Genomic DNA, 16,229 nt, shown 5'->3' on the forward strand with positions numbered 1-16,229 from the left:
CATGGTGATTGTGCTCGCGATTATAGCGCTTCTAGCTCTATTAATTGGCCCTAACATCTGGGTGAAGCGAGTGTTGAAAAAACACAGTCGCGAGCGCAAAGATTTACCTGGCACAGGGTCTGAGCTCGCGAATCATTTAATTAAACGCTTTGAACTGACGGACGTTTCTTTGGAAACTACCGAAAAAGGCGATCACTATGACCCCACCAGCAAAACCATTCGGCTCACAGAGTCGGTTTACCAAGGTAAAAGCCTAACGGCCATTGCAACGGCGGCGCATGAATTCGGGCATGCCTTGCAACATCATAAAGCGTATCGCCCACTATTAACTCGAACTGCAATGGCAAAACAAGCCTATTACGTACAAAATGCGGCCAGTATTGCATTGCTGATGATTCCATTTTTATCGATGATTCCGGGCTTAGCGGTCTTTGCTCGGATTGTTTTAATATTTGTCATTGGCTCTATGTTTTTTTCAGCTATCATCCATTTAGTTACGCTGCCCGTTGAATTTGATGCTTCCTTTGGGCGCGCGCTGCCAATTCTGCAACAGGGTGACTATGTTGATCAGCGTGACTACAGTACCGTTCGGAAAATACTCTTAGCGTGCGCTCTAACCTATGTCAGCCAAGCCATGATTGGCGTGCTTAATTTTGGTCGCTGGATTCGTTTACTTAAGCGCTGAAGGGCACAAAAACTAAATCTTTTTTCTCGGTGCTTCACAATCCCAACAAAAATCAAATGAGCCGGCATTGCTTTCACCACACTGCCCGCAATACCAATCGTCTTGTTCATTTGCGGCAATTTCAGCAAGAATATTTTGCGCCAACCCTAGATCTCGTTCGTCTTCTAACCAGAGTTCTGGCCAGACATCCTGAGGGGCTAACTCCCCTGAACCGCCTGAGGCAAACTCATTACGAACACTCGTCCTAATGAGCTTTAAATCTAACAGGTTTTGAATGTTGACTACTTGATATAAATTCGGATGTGTATAAATTTTTGTCATTCGAGCGCCTTGGCCGATTAATACTATTACTCATTAAGGATGATTCGAGTTAACCTGTCCACTAAATTGCTCAATCAATCGCTGAATTCCAACTTAAGGACTAACCATGGTCTCAATCGGTGAATTACATGATCAGTGGCGATCACACTGCTTAACAAAACAAGGGGCTAGCGAAGACACCCCATTTGGACCAGAGGCTTTAGTGTTTAAAGTTGAGGGGAAAATGTTTGCACTGTTAATGAAGCGAAAACAAGGTTTAGCGTTAAATCTAAAGTGCGATCCACAAGAAGCGTTAATTATCAGAGAAAGCTTTGAGGCTGTAATACCTGGTTACCATATGAACAAAAAGCATTGGAATACGGTGTATTTAGATCAAGGGTTGGACGAATCATTAATCGCAGGTTGGATCGCTGATTCGTACAACTTGGTGGTGCAATCGTTGCCTAAAAAAACTCGTATTAAGTATTTAGGCGATAATTAACGCCTTAGTTACTCGAATTTGAAGTCAAATAGTGTTTACGTGACCACATTTTCATTTTATCTAATTTTCGTAATCGAGTACCCACTGATTCTATCGTTGTTTTGACAGGAGCGTTGTTATTTACAATTTCAGCCAACGCAAATTCCATCGAACTCCAAAAACGTTTCATTTCTGGAATGTCTGGCATGGTTTCACCAGTAGCGGCCATAATATAGGTATGCGCAATGAGCACATCCGCTTTTAGTTCGGACATAAATTGCTTATTCGCGGCCGCACCGATCGGTCTATCTGCATCAATGGTTTTAACGCCATTATAGGTCACAACGTACTCTTCCAAAAATTTCTTCGCCATTTCGGTGTTTGGCGACGAACTGTTGATGGCCGCAGATAAGAATCCAACAAAAGGTCGCCCTAATCCAGCACTGTCGTCAACTCGCGGAAATTTAGCTAAACCAAAATTCATATTCGCAGCCTTCAACTCATTCCAAACCCAAGGGCCATTAATATTCATGGCAATATTTCCTTCCTTAAAGCCGGTCATCATTGCGCCCCAGTCGCTTCCATCGCCTTCTTCGATTACGCCTTCTTTAACCAACTTTTGAAGCAACGATAAACCTTTCACTGCACCGCGATTATCAACACCGACTTCGGTTAATTGATACGCCTGATTTACTTTTTTAAATGAAAAACCACCAGCCGAGGTGACTAACGGCCAAGTGAAGTAAACATTGGTGGTTGGCCACATAATAGCGCGCTTGCCTTGCTTACGAAGTTGCTTGTCTAGGGCGATGACTTCATCCCAGCTTTTTGGTGGTTCAGAAATAAGGTCTTTATTATAAATAAGAGAAATGGCTTCCATGGCAATGGGGTAACCGTATATGGCATCCCCAACCGTTACCGCATTCCAAGCAAAATCATCAATGGTATTAAACAGCTCAACAGAAGGCTGCACGGGCTCTAAATAGCCTTCATTAATCCAATTACCAAAACGATCGTGTGGCCAAATAATGATATCCGGTCCTTCAGCCGTTGCAGCTACACGGTTGTAACGGTTGGCTGGGTCGCCATGACCTTCAGGCCAATCGTCTTGCGATTCAATTTTAACATCCATACCCGTGGCTTGCTGAAACTGCTCGGCAAGCTTTGCCAGCCCGGCTATTCCCTTATCATTGTTTATCCAAACTACTAAGGTGTTGTCTTTAAAAGCTTGCGCGGCTGGAATTAGCATGGCCAACAAGAGGCCAATGGCACTCATTTTTATTGTTTTATTAGGATTCATATACTTCTCCGATCCAGATCAATAGTTCTGTAATTTAGAGGAGCGCCGCCTGATTTCTCTATGAAAACGGTTTATACTGGCCGCTCTGCAACACAAAAATGCGCAAATGCCCCATCGTTGAGAATCAAGTGTAGCAATGCCCACTGAAACGGAAAGTTGGAAAATGGAAAAGTACGAGTTAGTTATTGTAGGTGGAGGAATGGTAGGCCTGACTATGGCCCTTGCACTGCGGCCTATGCTCGAATTAAACGCTAAAATCACATTGATTGATCCCGCGCCAGAACCCTCCGATACCGATTTAGCCTCACCAAGTTTTGATGATCGAGCAACGGCTCTTTCGAAATACAGTTTTAACGCATTAGCCGCTTTAGGCATCTCTACTCTAGATCAACACAGCAGCCCTATTAAAGCCATCGAGGTCTCCGATCGAGGACATGCAGGTTACCATTTAATGGAAGCAACTGAGCAAGGCTTAGATCAATTCGGTGCGGTTATTGCGAACAAAACCTTAGGCCTTCTGCTTTGGCAAAAAGCTAAATCGCTGAATATTGAGTACCGTTTCAACCAACGGGTGTCTACCATTAAGCCCGACGCTCGTGGACACACGTTATCGCTCAGCAATGAAGATAAGATTCACAGTCAATTCGTTCTGCTGTGTGATGGCGGTCGTTCTGGACTACACCATCAACTGGGCTTACAAGAAACCATCACAAATTTTCAAGCCCACGCTCGCATTGCCATTATTAAAGCAAAAAAACCGCACGCAGGTACGGCCTATGAACGATTCACACAACAAGGGCCTATTGCTTTATTGCCTTTTGGCGATTACAGCGCCTTAGTCTGGACCATACCGAATGATCGCTACGAAAAGATATCCCAGTTCGATAAATCACAATCGCTGGCATGGCTAAATGAGCAGGTCGGTCAGCGCTTAGGGTTAATCGAAGACATAAGCGATTGGCAAGACTACCCGCTGGTTGAAAAGCAATTACCGGTCTCTATCAGTCACGGGTTTTTAGCGCTCGGAAATGCGGCAGCCACCTTGCATCCCGTTGCAGGCCAGGGGTTCAATTTGGCCATTCGTGGAATGATGCGCAGCGCCCAAACCCTGAACAACGCTTACCGGCATAATCAAGCCATGCCAAGTTTCGAACAGTGCCAGTGCTTAGCGTCTGAATTGCAGAAAGACCAAAAGACAACCGCATTATTTTCGAATCGTCTTATTTCTTTATTTGGTTCACCCCAACCCGCTATTCAAGTGGGTCGCGGCTTAGGGTTAAATAGCCTCGATCGCCACCCGCTATTGAGCCAATCGTTCGCTTTGGCAGGCATGGGATTATTACAACAGGCTCCGGGCTTAATTTGAGGTTTCGATGACGCATACAAACTCACACGACATCATCATTTCAGGCGCAGGTCTGGTTGGACTTTCACTTGCATTAGCTTGCGCGCAAAAAGGGTTCAAAATTGCTTTAATCGAGAAAAATGCGCCACAGCCTCTAACATTAGAATCAGGGCAGTTTTCGCCTCGAGTCAGTGCTATTAATCATGCCAGTGAACGATTTTTACGATCGATTGGGGTTTGGCAAACCCTGCCAAGACAGCGCATGTGTGGATACAATAAAATGCATGTATGGGATGGACTTGGCAGTGCTGCATTAAATTTTAATGCCGATGAAGTTCAAGCCAGCCACCTGGGGCATATAATCGAAAACAACCTCATAATTGATGCCTTGTGGCAAGGTATTTACCAGCACCAGTCCATTGATTTGTTTTTATCGAAGCAGGTAACTGGCCTTGAACAAAACAAGGAACGCGCGAACGTTATCCTATCTAGCCAAGAACAACTCAGCGCCTCATTAGTGGTAGGCGCTGAAGGTAAGTACTCACCTATTCGTCAATTAGCGGAAATTGAAACCTATGATTGGGATTATCAACACACCGCAATCGTGACTACGGTTACACACCAGCACTACCATGATCATTGCGCTCAACAGGTCTTTTTAGACTCCGGTCCGTTGGCATTTTTGCCCTTAAGTGATGAACTTGACGGTCAAAATAAAAGCAGCATTGTTTGGTCAGTAAAAACCCCGCAGGCTGAAACACTTTTGGCGCTATCCGATGGCGAATTTCGAAATGCACTGAATCAAGCCTTTGAACATAAACTTGGGGAAATCGACGCCATAGACACTCGTTTTTCATTTCCACTGAAAGCTCAACAGGCAAAAACGGTATTCAAAGATCGAGTCGCTATCGTTGGCGATGCGGCCCACACTATTCACCCGCTTGCAGGCTTGGGTGTAAACCTCGGCTTTTTAGACGCGGCGGCCTTAGCTCAGGAGCTCACAAGAGCAAAGCAAAAACAGATCGACCTAACACACCCCTTCGTATTGCGGCGCTATCAACGTACACGAAAATCACATAATTGGGCCGTTGCAGCTTTAATGGAAGCCTTGAAACGCGGTTTTGACACTCAGCATCCTTTTTCTGTCTTAGCTCGTAATGCGGGTATGAATTTACTCAATAAGCACTCACTAGCCAAAAGACCGTTAATCTTGGCAGCTCTGGGCGATATTGGGACCAATTAGCGGTAGAATTAACTTGGCTTTCTACCCTAAATGCCTCATTTTGCGATACCATGCGCGCCATTCCATAACGTAGACATCAATCATGTTTGAAATTGCTTTGTTTGAACCTCAAATCGCGCCTAATACGGGCAATATTATTCGATTGGTTGCCAATAACGGTTGTAAATTGCATTTGATCGAGCCACTTGGGTTTTCTCTGGATGAAAAAAAGGTTCGACGCGCTGGGCTGGATTACCATGATTTAGCCAACGTAACCATTCACCCAAATTACAACGCCTTTAAAGAGGCCATGGGCGAGAAACGGATAATTGCTTGCACCACCAAGGGCACGCGCTTTCATAGCGATGTTCAATACCGAGAAGATGACGTTTTACTTTTTGGCGCAGAAACACACGGTTTACACCCTGATGTGATGGACAGCATCGCGCCGGAACACCGAATAAAAATTCCTATGCGTGAATCAAACCGTAGCCTAAATTTATCTAACGCGGTAGCTATTATCTCGTATGAAGCATGGCGACAACTCGACTATATAGATGCTATTCAATTTTAATCGCTAAGCGGTAAATTCGTCTCAAGCTGATTGCCTTCCTCTCGTTTAATTAACCACTGTCTCTGGCTGCTAGAACAGTGGTTCGAAACCATTTGCGCTTTCCTCACTCAGAGCCTAGCCTTTGTGTTAGAACATTCTAATTTGGTATCTGCATAAAACGTCACCTTTTTATTACTTATAGTGCTAAAAGAAGAGGTTTTTGTTAAAAAACTCGTGATTTATGCCCATAAAAAGGCTTTAAACTCAGGCAGTTAACCGAATATATTGCTAAACTACATGAAATATGCGAAAAACAGTTAGCTCGCAGGGTAAACAAAAACAATGCTAAAAAGAATGGTAAACAAATCAGCCACGGCGCAATGGCTCTATTTAACCTCACAAAGTATGACGGTTTTTCGTACGCAAGCGAGTTTAGGGAAGTTGCCCAGCGTTCATATTGTCGCGCATCAAGCGGTTGAAGATCCGCTACTTCATCCGGCCGCACATGTCGATTGGGTAAAAAAACATCTCAAGGGCAACATCAATCTTTTATTAGCCGACTCCCTTTACCAGTTATTGTTATCTGATGTTCCTGAGGTTCCTGAGGATGAAATTGAATCGGCTATAGAATTTAAAGCCGCCGACTTAATTCATTACGATATCGAAGAAGCCGCCCTCGACGTCATTCAATTACCGGATGAGGCTTACCGAGGCCGCATGAAAATGGCCTTTATTATTGCCACGCAAAAAAAGCCTTTGCGAGAATGGTCCATGGCTCTCATTCAAAAAGGCATTCGCATTGATGTCATCGATGTAGAGCACACGCAATTGCGCAATTTAACAGTTCATTTACAAAATTACAGCGAAACCGGATTATTCCATTTAGAAAACGCACGTGGCCGCTTAGTTTTAAATTTTTCCGGTGAAATGGTGTTGTCTCGAACCTTTGATTCCGGCCTATCTACCTTGATCACCGAAAATACGATTCAAGAAGATGAGCTGGAGATCACTCAATCTGACGACGCTCAAGATGATATTCAACTGGAAACGCTTGTATTGGAGATGCGACGCTCATTTGATTACTACGAATCGCAATTAGGTTTGGGCTCCATTGCTGAGGTGCATTTGCTGTGTTTACCAGAGCATGCCGAACTGTCGACTAAATTAGCACATAAACTTGGCATGCGATTTTCGCCCATTACCTTGTCTGATTTTATGCAATTTACTTCAGCAGATGAGCTCATAGACCCAAACCAGATGCTAGCACTTGCGGGCACAGCATTTAGGGAGACTGTGTAATGACCAAACAAGTTAACCTTGTCTCTGCCGATTTATTGCCAGGGTACGGCCCTGTGCAATTACCGGTTTTTATTTGGGTATTTTTGGCTTCACTTATTTGCGCCGTGCTATGGGTTTTATCAGCCTACAACACGCGTGCTGAATTAACTGCTGAACAAATGATTTGGAAAAATAGCGCGAGCAATCAACAGCAAGCACTGGTTTCTTACCAATCGTTGCACCCTGAAATGTTTAATGAAGAACAGCTTGAACAACTTAACGTGTCCTTAACAGCCGACCTAAACCTAAGGCGAACCACGTTACAAGATTTAGCCGATCAACTTGAAAATTCAATTGAAGGTTTTACCTCGCCCTTGAAGCAATTATCAGACTATGACGTCAATGGCCTTTGGCTAGAGACTATTCATCTTCGTAACGGTCAACGATCTTTCAGCTTAACAGGCTATGCTCAAACGCCTGAATTAATCCCCGAATACATTGCTCAGTTAGGTAACTCTGAATTTAAGGGCATTTCTATTCAACAGCTCAGCGTACAAAAAGAAGCTAATCAGCGCGGTTTGTGGCGCTTCAGTTTGTCTAACGACAAACAAATAGATATGGCGGAGGTACGTTAATGTTTTCCAAAAATGTCTATAAACTCAGGTTAGGTCTCGACCGGCTCAACATCCGTGAACGTTACATGTTGTTAGCGATTGTATTTGCCTCAGGAACCTTATTGGCCCAGGGCTATTTAATGCTCACGGGTTTAGACAATCACGATTCCGTCATTAACGCGACTAAGCAATATAAAGAAGAAACTGAGACCTACCAGAAAGAGTTGGCCGATTTAGAATCTGCTGCAAATAATCCGCGTATTGTCGCCCTACAAAACAGTAACCAAAAGCTTGAAGAGTCGATTGAAAAGCTTGATACCCGCATCGATAAAATCGCCAGTTTACTCATTACGCCAGAACGCATGGCATCGGTTATCCGGCAAATTCTCAATAAGCAAAGTAACCTAACGTTGCAACGTTTTCATGTGCTGCCCGTGGTTAAACTTCAGGCCAGCACAGATATTGATACGATTTTTTACCAGCACACGATAGAGATTACGTTAACAGGAGAATTCGAAGCCTTTGTTAGCTATTTAGAAACCATAGAAGCGCTACCTGAAGAATTATTTTGGGATGACCTCATCATCGATACTCAATCGTTCCCGCAGCTAGAATTTAAATTGCAAGTGCATACGTTAAGTCGCCAGGAGGAATGGTTAAATGTATAAATTAATGGCCACCGTTTTTCTTCTGTGCACAGCCTTAAGCTTGCCAACGCACGCGAATCCAATGCGTCCTGATAATTACTCCGCTCCTAAACAAAATACGAGCACGGTCGTTAGAAAGGCTAAACCGGCATCGTTTTCTTTGAGCGATATCGCCATTACCGGCGATTTACGGTTCGCGACCATTAACAATAAAACGCTCACCTTAAATGACCAAATCAGTGGATTTAAAGTGACGCAGATAGAAGCCGAATTTGTTGTACTAGCTCAAGGCAGCACAACTCGAACTCTTTACTTAAAGACTCCGGGCAGTTTTAAAATTGTTCCGTCAACAGAGGATTCCCCGAGTGAATAAGATACTCTCTACCAGCATATACGCACTGACAGTGACCGTTTTCGCGGCCTGTGCAGGAAACCCTAGTCAAGAGGCTGATACGGGCTTTAGTGCTAGGGCCGCACTTGCGGCGGAACGACAAAACGCGGTGGCTCAGCCCAATGATGCAACGGGGAACGTGGCTTCACCACTGACCTTGACGGATGATTTATTAGCGGTCGACCAAGCGCCCAAAGTCACTCGCATTGATATTGAAGCCAACAATAGACCTGCAGCGGCTTTCTTTGCGGATTTAGGCAAAAGCCAAAATGTAAATCTACTGTTAGACCCGCGCATCACCGGCAACATCAGCTTGTCTTTACGAGGTGTGACTCTAAAACAAACACTTTCCGCGCTACGCGACAGTTACGGCTTTGACTTTGAACGCACAAGCTACGGTTACCGTGTTATTCCGAACCAAATATCAACGCGCGTTTATAAACTTAACTACCTAAATGTAAAACGTACGGGTGAATCGAATACAAATATTGGCAGCGGCGAAGACGACAGCAGCAATAGCGTAAAAACCACCACTGGCAACGTCTCTAACCTTAACAGCGAAGGTTCTAGCGACAGTTTTTGGGGAAGTTTGCAAGAATCTCTTCAAGGTTTTATCCAAAGCAGTGAAGATGACTCAAACGTAATCATAAACCCTCAAACAGGCTTGTTAGTTGTGCGCGCCTCCTCTGTTGAGCATAACGCCATTCAACGATTCTTGGCCGACGCTGAGTTGACCTTGCAAAAGCAGGTGATCATTGAAGCCAAAATTGTAGAAGTCACTCTCGATAACGAGTTTAAATCGGGCATCAATTGGAGTATTTTTGATAATGACTTAGCCAGTGGCAATGCGAATGGCACACTATCTTTAGATGGCGGAACCGTTCCAAGCATTAGCGAAGCAGGCGGAGTATTTAACATTAGCTTGGGTATTAATAACTTTACCTCAATGCTTCAGCTGTTAGATCACCAAGGTGATGTTCAAGTTTTGTCTAGCCCTAGAGTGTCGACCATCAATAACCAAAAGGCGGTCATCAAAGTGGGGGTCGATGATTATTTTGCGACCAGTGCTACTCAAAACGTGAGTAATTCAGATTCGAGCTCTGGCACAACGAACAGCGCACCCTTTACCCTTGAGAAAATATTCTCGGGTATTGCGCTTGATGTTACCCCTCAAATTTCAAACGATGACAGCGTGACTTTGCACGTAAGACCTTCGGTAACGGAAGTTGTAGAGCGCACTAAAGTGATTAACGTGGGCGACCAAAGTTACTCGCTGCCTTTGGCTTACTCAAATATCCGCGAATCTGACAGCATCATTCGTGCGCAAAGCGGCCAAATTGTTGTAATAGGCGGCTTATTGCAACAAAAACAAGATAATGGCAATACCGGCATTCCATTTTTAGCCAAAGTGCCAATCATTAAGTATTTGTTTAACCAAGAGCGACGTACAACGCGTAAGAGTGAGTTGGTTATTTTACTCAAGCCTACTGTTTACGATCAGTACACCAGCTTAGACGACATCGATGATGTGCTAGGAAGAATTCAATAGTATGTATCAGCGCCACTTTGGACTCACCAAACAGCCGTTCAGCTTAACGCCTGATACGGGTTTGTTTGTAAACCTGCCCAGCCATGAGCAGTGTTTTGAGCTAATGGCGCACGTGCTTGCCAGTGGCGAAGGTTTTCTAAAAGTCATTGGGGATGTCGGCACCGGCAAGACTATTTTGTGCCGAAAGTTACTGAGATTTCTAGACGCTCAAGCTTCCAGCAATCATCGTTTCCATACCGTCTATATTCCTAACCCAATGCTTTCACCCGTTGGTTTGTATCGAGCTGTCGGTCAAGAGTTAGGGTTAGACGCTTCAGAAAAGCGAAATGACGATGCTTTGCTACAACACATTAATGAACGAGTACTGTCATTAGCTACAGAAAATAAAAGTGTGGTCATCGTCGTCGATGAATCTCAATCGCTTCCCCCTGCGACACTTGAAGCATTACGGCTTATTAGCAATTTAGAAACCGAAGAACGAAAACTGGTTCAGATCATTTTATTTGGCCAAACGGAATTGGATGATCTTTTAAATCAAGATAGGTTTCGTCAACTAAAACAGCGGATCAGTTTTGGGCATTATTTAACCCCGCTCGATGCAAAAGAAACACGTCAATACATTCAATTCCGACTACAGCAATGTGGCTACAATGGCCATGAACTGTTTTCAGACGCGGCGATTAAAAAGCTACATAAAGTAGCGCAAGGCATTCCAAGGATGATTAATGTTTTGGCGCATAAATCGATGATGGCCGCTTATGCTGAGCAAAAGAAGTTTGTTGAAATTGCTCATGTTATGCTCGCCGCCGATGTAAAAGAGCAACGTAAAGTATCCACCGCGCCAATTTTAGCCGGCACGGCATTTATCGTGTTACTCGCCGCCTTAGTGTGGAGATTAGTATGAGTGCTATCCATCAAGCGCTTCAAAAGGCGGAACACAGCCCTGCTGAGCCACTGACCGATGCACACTATAACCCACTGGCATCGAACAACGCTGCGCCTAAACCGCGCGATTCTAAAACCCTTATCTATTGGGTGTTAGCGGCACTATTTTTGTTGCTGGTCCCGGTGGTGCTTTTTTGGCCGTTGTCAGAAGATGAGCAAGGAACAGAAACTCAAGGTGTCGCCTCCGAGATATCCACTCCTGAAGTAACGCCCAACGGCACTAACGATAATGTTCTGGTGTTAACCCAATTAGAAACGGCAGAGCCTACTGCTGTGCTCGAAGCGCCTGACGAATCAATAGAGAATGCCACAACCCCAGCATCAGATACTGAGGCAACAACTGCAGCGTCTAAAGAACTACCGACTACGGAGCCTAATACTTCGGCAACCTTAAACTCCGAAGCCAATACCGACGTTAAACCAATCACTCAATCAGAAATTGAAACCCAGCCCATAAAATCGGCGGTACAAACAACGCAAAACACAACAGAATTAAATACGACGCCTGCCTCTAAACCAACCCAATCCATAACGCAGGCTCAGCCGTCAGAACCAAAAGCGCAAATTACTGATGTTGTCACCGCCAGCGCTCAACATTGGCAGTCTAAAGTTGAAGCGCACATTGCAAACGGCGAAATCGAATACGCCGAAGCGGTATTAAAGCAGTGGATAGGCGCTTCTCCGAAAGACGAAGCTCCCAGAGTATGGCTGGCTCGAATATACATTTCTAATAATCTTTACCGCCCAGCAGAAGCCTTATTGAACGAGATTAGCTCAAGTGAAGCGCTTGCTTTAAAGGGCGTCATTTACGAAAAAACACAGCGCTTTGTTCTTGCTGCCGAGCAGTTTTCTGAATTGTTTAATCGTGAACCCGACAGTGGCCGATGGTTAATTATGTGGGCTGTCAATACGGAAAACAGCGGGCAAGTTTCACGCGCGGTAGGGCTATATAAAGCCTTCATTAACAATTTTAATTATGAAGATCCTCAGCTGGTGCAATTTGCTCAGCAAAGACTTCAATCATTAGGGGGATCTTAAATGAAAGCAGATGCCCTACACGCCATTTTATCTGAGCATGCAAAAGTAGATACCAATCAACTAGACATGCTGTACGCTCAGCTACCTGAAGACGCTACGGTGGCTCAGTACCGAGCGCTTATCATTAAAAGTGGCCTTCTAAAATATAACGACATTATGACGCTGTTTATCACAAAAGGCCTAGTGCCAAAAGGACAGAACTTTGTCGATCGAATCGCGACTGAACGTGAAAAAACGCGATCCCAAACACCATTAAAACACGATCCAAAACTGGCTGGTGATGACCTTACGGTAAATCTAGAAGTTGATATCACCAACGGGAAGTTACCTATTGAAATCCCAACGCCAAATTCTAGTGATCTACACTTTAATTCTAGCGATGAAAAACAAGCCGTATTACTCGCATTAGACATGGCAAAACACGGAGACCCTGCTGAGGCTGAAGTCATCCTCTTAGAAACCATTGAGAGTTTTGAAAATTCGCTCGCCGCTATGCAATGCTTGTGTTGGCTATACTTAGCAACGGGTCATGCTGATTTAATATTAGGTTGGGCCCGTCGAAATTTAGATAAGAATCAAAGCGATACACTAACGCTAGAGCTGCTTTCTATTGCAGAACAAATTTTAGGCAAGCATTTGCTAGCAACAGCAAGATATCAGCGTTTGTTACAAAAAGATAAAGTGAAATCTTCTTGGTATTTTATGCTCGCACGAGCGCAAGAAGAAAGCCAATGTACTCAAGAAGCCATTGAAAATTACAAAATATATTTAGCGATTGGTAAAGACCCCAAGCAAAGGGATTACGCTCAATCGCGTTTAGAGGAGCTAAGCCGTAAATGACCACACTAACCCCTACGGATCCCAGCCCAAGAAAACGGATTCGTCTTGGCGATTTACTCGTTGAGGCCGGTGCCATCACTAATGGTCAATTAAACTTGGCGCTGCAAGAGCAAAAGATTACGGGTAAAAAAGTTGGCCGTGTTTTAGTTGACATGGGTTTGATTCAAGAACAGCAATTGCTGCTTACTTTATCGGGTCACTTAAAAATTCCATTCATTGAGCTGCGTCAATACCAACTCAATAACGACCTCATGCAAAAGCTCGATGAAAATATTGCACGCCGCTTCCGCTGTTTATTGCTCAGTAAAAAAGACGGTAAATACCTACTTGGTATGGCTGACCCTCTCGATCTGGTCGCCATCGATGAAGTTGAGAAAGCACTAAAAGAAGACGTTGCAACGGCCATTGTACGAGAATCAGAATTATTGGCCACGCTCGATGTGGTGTACCGAAACACCAGCGAAATTGAATCTTTGGCGGGGCAATTGGAAGGTGAGCTGTCGCAAAGTGATTTTGACATTGCTGATCTTGCCGATGAAAGTGACTTACAAGACGCTCCCGTCGTTCGACTGCTGCAAAGTGTATTAGAAGATGCGATATCAGTAGAAGCGTCTGACATTCACATTGAACCCGATGAAACAGTCTTCCGAATTCGGATGCGTATTGACGGTGTATTGCAAGAGCAGGTCGTCAAGGAAAAACGCGTGGCTTCAGCTTTAGTGATGCGTTTAAAAATTATGTCTAATTTAGATATTTCTGAAAAACGCTTACCTCAAGACGGTCGATTCAATGTCGGGGTTAAAGGGCGCTCCGTAGATGTTCGTATTTCTACGATGCCGGTACAATTTGGTGAGTCGGTGGTAATGCGATTATTAGATCAGTCTGCCGGTATTCTAAACTTAACCGAACTGGGCCTACCTAAAGATATTCGTGAACGCTTTGAGGTTATGATCGAACGCCCTCATGGTCTCATATTAGTTACCGGGCCGACGGGCAGTGGTAAAACCACAACCTTATATTCAGCGCTTTCAAAGTTGAATACACCTAAACGAAAAATCATTACGGCTGAAGACCCTATTGAATATCGCCTCAGCCGAATTAACCAGGTTCAGGTAAACCCGAAAATTAACCTTACCTTCGCAAGCGTGTTACGAACGGCGTTACGACAAGATCCAGATATTATTCTGGTCGGCGAGATGCGAGACCAAGAAACAGTCTCTATTGGCGTGCGCGCTGCGATGACCGGTCATATGGTGATGAGTACTCTGCACACCAACGACGCTGTTTCCAGTGCGATTCGGTTGGCCGATATGGGTGTAGAACCATACATGGTGGCGAGCGCCTTGCGGGGCGTACTGGCTCAACGACTCATTCGAAAAGTTTGCCAAGATTGTAAAGCACCGCATGAACCAGACACGCGAGCAAAACTCTGGTTACACAATATGGCTGGCGGTCGTTTCCAGACCTCTGAGTTCTTTAAAGGTGAAGGCTGCTATCAATGTAACAATACAGGCTACAAAGGCCGTATTGGTGTATACGAATGGCTCGAGTTAGATGATGATATGCTTGTTGCGTTGCGCGATCAAAATCATAACGACTTTATTCAAGCTGCCAAACGCAACACCAGCTTTAAACCCATGGAAGAACTTGCTTTAGAGTATGCCGAACAAGGCATCACCGATTTAGAAGAAGTGTTTAGAATCTCAGTCGATCTAGATGACTTTGAAACGGCTCACGATGCTTCTATAGAAAAAGTAACCGCGGAAGAAAAAGATGCCTAGCTTTTATTATCAAGGTCGCAGTGCAAATGGAGATCCGGTCAAAGGTGTTGTCGAAGGCAACTCCAAGTCGGCGGTGTTGACCTCGTTAAAGCGACAAAGCATTATTCCAACGATCATTGAGCCGGCAAAAGGCAGTAAGAACAAAGATAAGGAAAAGAATTCCGCGGCCGATGCCATTGGTGATTTTTTTGGCAAAAAGAAAGTTGGCATCGACGAACTCATTATGTTCAGCCGACAAATGTATGCACTCACGCGATCAGGCATTCCTTTGATTCGAGCAATTAATGGTCTAGCCGATGCCTCGCGTTCTGAAGTACTTGGCGATATCTTGCGCGATATTTCGAGAACCTTAACGCAAGGCTCTACGCTATCAAACGCTTTTAGAGCACACCCAGATATTTTTGGCGACTTGTTTGTATCGATGATTGCTATGGGAGAATCTACCGGTCGATTAGACACCGCATTTTCACAACTGATCAGTCACCTTGAGTTAGAAAAGGACACTCGGAAGAAAATCAAATCGGCCACACGCTACCCTATGATTGTTACCATCGCCATGATCATCGGCTTAGTGATTATCAATGTCATGGTCGTGCCGGCTTTTAGCAGTATTTTTGAAAAACTCGGTGCCGACCTGCCCTTGCCAACCATTGTATTGATCTCAACCAGTAACTTTATGATTAATTATTGGTGGCTCATTGTCTTTGTTTCTATTGCCAGTGTCATCGCCTTTATCCGCTGGAAACGCACCCCAGAAGGCTTATTAAAATGGGATGAGTTGGTGTTAAAAATCCCAATTCTAGGTGGCGTATTTGAACGTATTGCGTTGGGTCGATTCGCACGACCCTTAGCCATGATGCTGAGCTCAGGTGTGCCATTATTGCAAGCTCTGAAAGTGTCTTCGCGCACGGTGGGTAATGAATATATTGGGCAAGGTATTGAAGGCATGCTCAATGGTATTGAGCGTGGCGAATCGTTGTTATCTACAGCCTCTTCTAGTGGGTTATTCAACTCACTGATCTTACAAATGATCGCCGTTGGTGAGGAAACCGGTAATGTCTCGGACCTATTAACGGATATTGCAGATTTTTACGATCAAGAAGTAGAATATGACCTGAAACGACTTGCAGAATCACTAGAGCCTATCTTGTTAGTATTTATGGGTTTTATGGTTTTAGTGCTCGCGCTAGGTGTCTTTTTACCCATGTGGGAGCTGGGCTCAGCGTTCGGTTAATGACGCCCTAACTTTCTACAAAGGAT

General features: G+C 44.5%; 18 protein-coding genes. 15 read left to right on the forward strand and 3 right to left on the reverse strand.

The window, feature by feature from the left end; genetic code table 11:
- Window position 1 precedes the first annotated feature (1 nt).
- Window positions 2-685 carry a zinc metallopeptidase gene (locus tag QWZ13_RS17005; protein WP_290282831.1) on the forward strand — a complete coding sequence of 228 codons (684 nt, stop codon included), beginning with the start codon at window positions 2-4 and terminating at the stop codon, window positions 683-685.
- Between the two features lie 12 nt (window positions 686-697).
- Here the strand turns inward: QWZ13_RS17005 and QWZ13_RS17010 are convergent, their stop codons facing one another.
- Window positions 698-1,006, reverse strand: coding sequence for a putative signal transducing protein (locus tag QWZ13_RS17010; RefSeq protein WP_290282832.1), 309 nt, complete (start codon window positions 1,004-1,006; stop codon window positions 698-700).
- Window positions 1,007-1,112: 106 nt separating this feature from the next.
- On the opposite strand from QWZ13_RS17010, the gene QWZ13_RS17015 reads away from it, so the two are divergent.
- A complete protein-coding gene (locus tag QWZ13_RS17015; protein WP_290282833.1) occupies window positions 1,113-1,487 on the forward strand; it encodes an MmcQ/YjbR family DNA-binding protein in 375 nt (124 codons plus the stop codon).
- A gap of 4 nt (window positions 1,488-1,491) precedes the next feature.
- Here the strand turns inward: QWZ13_RS17015 and malE are convergent, their stop codons facing one another.
- A complete protein-coding gene (gene malE, locus QWZ13_RS17020; RefSeq protein ID WP_290282834.1) occupies window positions 1,492-2,766 on the reverse strand; it encodes a maltose/maltodextrin ABC transporter substrate-binding protein MalE in 1,275 nt (424 codons plus the stop codon).
- A gap of 18 nt (window positions 2,767-2,784) precedes the next feature.
- Complete coding sequence (locus QWZ13_RS17025; RefSeq protein ID WP_290282835.1) at window positions 2,785-2,910, reverse strand: hypothetical protein; 126 nt, start codon at window positions 2,908-2,910, stop codon at window positions 2,785-2,787.
- Between QWZ13_RS17025 and QWZ13_RS17030 the strand changes: the two genes are divergently transcribed.
- The 13 genes from QWZ13_RS17030 (at window position 2,903) to QWZ13_RS17090 (ending at window position 16,203) form a co-directional block, all read left to right on the forward strand.
- Complete coding sequence (locus QWZ13_RS17030) at window positions 2,903-4,132, forward strand: FAD-dependent monooxygenase (protein WP_290282836.1); 1,230 nt, start codon at window positions 2,903-2,905, stop codon at window positions 4,130-4,132. The two genes, QWZ13_RS17025 and QWZ13_RS17030, sit on opposite strands and share 8 nt — an antisense overlap.
- Before the next feature lie 7 nt (window positions 4,133-4,139).
- Window positions 4,140-5,354, forward strand: coding sequence for a UbiH/UbiF/VisC/COQ6 family ubiquinone biosynthesis hydroxylase (locus QWZ13_RS17035; protein ID WP_290282837.1), 1,215 nt, complete (start codon window positions 4,140-4,142; stop codon window positions 5,352-5,354).
- Between the two features lie 82 nt (window positions 5,355-5,436).
- On the forward strand, window positions 5,437-5,907 hold the full coding sequence (locus QWZ13_RS17040) for a tRNA (cytidine(34)-2'-O)-methyltransferase (RefSeq protein WP_290282838.1): 471 nt from the start codon (window positions 5,437-5,439) through the stop codon (window positions 5,905-5,907).
- 333 nt (window positions 5,908-6,240) lie between these two features.
- Window positions 6,241-7,185, forward strand: coding sequence for a type IV pilus biogenesis protein PilM (locus QWZ13_RS17045; protein WP_290282839.1), 945 nt, complete (start codon window positions 6,241-6,243; stop codon window positions 7,183-7,185).
- Window positions 7,185-7,799, forward strand: a complete 615-nt coding sequence (locus QWZ13_RS17050; protein ID WP_290282840.1) for a PilN domain-containing protein — start codon at window positions 7,185-7,187, stop codon at window positions 7,797-7,799. Before QWZ13_RS17045 ends, QWZ13_RS17050 begins: the two co-directional genes overlap by 1 nt.
- A complete protein-coding gene (locus tag QWZ13_RS17055) occupies window positions 7,799-8,446 on the forward strand; it encodes a hypothetical protein (protein ID WP_290282841.1) in 648 nt (215 codons plus the stop codon). Before QWZ13_RS17050 ends, QWZ13_RS17055 begins: the two co-directional genes overlap by 1 nt.
- Window positions 8,439-8,798: a hypothetical protein gene (locus QWZ13_RS17060; protein ID WP_290282842.1), complete on the forward strand. Its 360-nt coding sequence runs from the start codon at window positions 8,439-8,441 to the stop codon at window positions 8,796-8,798. Before QWZ13_RS17055 ends, QWZ13_RS17060 begins: the two co-directional genes overlap by 8 nt.
- Window positions 8,791-10,365, forward strand: coding sequence for a pilus (MSHA type) biogenesis protein MshL (mshL, locus tag QWZ13_RS17065; protein ID WP_290282843.1), 1,575 nt, complete (start codon window positions 8,791-8,793; stop codon window positions 10,363-10,365). The genes QWZ13_RS17060 and mshL overlap by 8 nt, the downstream gene beginning before the upstream one ends.
- Window position 10,366: 1 nt before the next feature.
- The gene (locus QWZ13_RS17070) at window positions 10,367-11,269 is read left to right on the forward strand and encodes an ExeA family protein (protein WP_215999885.1); all 903 of its coding nucleotides are present in this window, start codon (window positions 10,367-10,369) and stop codon (window positions 11,267-11,269) included.
- Window positions 11,266-12,348: a tetratricopeptide repeat protein gene (locus tag QWZ13_RS17075; protein ID WP_290282844.1), complete on the forward strand. Its 1,083-nt coding sequence runs from the start codon at window positions 11,266-11,268 to the stop codon at window positions 12,346-12,348. Before QWZ13_RS17070 ends, QWZ13_RS17075 begins: the two co-directional genes overlap by 4 nt.
- Entirely contained in the window at window positions 12,349-13,188 is an 840-nt protein-coding gene (locus tag QWZ13_RS17080; RefSeq protein ID WP_290282845.1) for a tetratricopeptide repeat protein, read from the forward strand. It begins immediately after the preceding gene.
- A complete protein-coding gene (locus QWZ13_RS17085; RefSeq protein WP_290282846.1) occupies window positions 13,185-14,969 on the forward strand; it encodes a GspE/PulE family protein in 1,785 nt (594 codons plus the stop codon). Before QWZ13_RS17080 ends, QWZ13_RS17085 begins: the two co-directional genes overlap by 4 nt.
- A complete protein-coding gene (locus QWZ13_RS17090) occupies window positions 14,962-16,203 on the forward strand; it encodes a type II secretion system F family protein (protein WP_290282847.1) in 1,242 nt (413 codons plus the stop codon). The genes QWZ13_RS17085 and QWZ13_RS17090 overlap by 8 nt, the downstream gene beginning before the upstream one ends.
- Window positions 16,204-16,229 lie beyond the last annotated feature (26 nt).

The sequence above is a fragment of the Reinekea marina genome, from assembly GCF_030409715.1.
In the GTDB taxonomy this organism is placed as follows: Bacteria; Pseudomonadota; Gammaproteobacteria; order Pseudomonadales; family Natronospirillaceae; genus Reinekea; species Reinekea marina.

Coding starts and splice junctions, on each gene's coding strand:
- QWZ13_RS17005 (WP_290282831.1), top strand. CDS start 2: ATGGTGATTGTGCTCGCGATTATAGCGCTTCTAGCTCTATTAATTGGC.
- QWZ13_RS17010 (WP_290282832.1), bottom strand. CDS start 1,006: ATGACAAAAATTTATACACATCCGAATTTATATCAAGTAGTCAACATT.
- QWZ13_RS17015 (WP_290282833.1), top strand. CDS start 1,113: ATGGTCTCAATCGGTGAATTACATGATCAGTGGCGATCACACTGCTTA.
- malE (WP_290282834.1), bottom strand. CDS start 2,766: ATGAATCCTAATAAAACAATAAAAATGAGTGCCATTGGCCTCTTGTTG.
- QWZ13_RS17030 (WP_290282836.1), top strand. CDS start 2,903: ATGCCCACTGAAACGGAAAGTTGGAAAATGGAAAAGTACGAGTTAGTT.
- QWZ13_RS17035 (WP_290282837.1), top strand. CDS start 4,140: ATGACGCATACAAACTCACACGACATCATCATTTCAGGCGCAGGTCTG.
- QWZ13_RS17040 (WP_290282838.1), top strand. CDS start 5,437: ATGTTTGAAATTGCTTTGTTTGAACCTCAAATCGCGCCTAATACGGGC.
- QWZ13_RS17045 (WP_290282839.1), top strand. CDS start 6,241: ATGGTAAACAAATCAGCCACGGCGCAATGGCTCTATTTAACCTCACAA.
- QWZ13_RS17050 (WP_290282840.1), top strand. CDS start 7,185: ATGACCAAACAAGTTAACCTTGTCTCTGCCGATTTATTGCCAGGGTAC.
- QWZ13_RS17055 (WP_290282841.1), top strand. CDS start 7,799: ATGTTTTCCAAAAATGTCTATAAACTCAGGTTAGGTCTCGACCGGCTC.
- QWZ13_RS17060 (WP_290282842.1), top strand. CDS start 8,439: ATGTATAAATTAATGGCCACCGTTTTTCTTCTGTGCACAGCCTTAAGC.
- QWZ13_RS17070 (WP_215999885.1), top strand. CDS start 10,367: ATGTATCAGCGCCACTTTGGACTCACCAAACAGCCGTTCAGCTTAACG.
- QWZ13_RS17075 (WP_290282844.1), top strand. CDS start 11,266: ATGAGTGCTATCCATCAAGCGCTTCAAAAGGCGGAACACAGCCCTGCT.
- QWZ13_RS17080 (WP_290282845.1), top strand. CDS start 12,349: ATGAAAGCAGATGCCCTACACGCCATTTTATCTGAGCATGCAAAAGTA.
- QWZ13_RS17085 (WP_290282846.1), top strand. CDS start 13,185: ATGACCACACTAACCCCTACGGATCCCAGCCCAAGAAAACGGATTCGT.
- QWZ13_RS17090 (WP_290282847.1), top strand. CDS start 14,962: ATGCCTAGCTTTTATTATCAAGGTCGCAGTGCAAATGGAGATCCGGTC.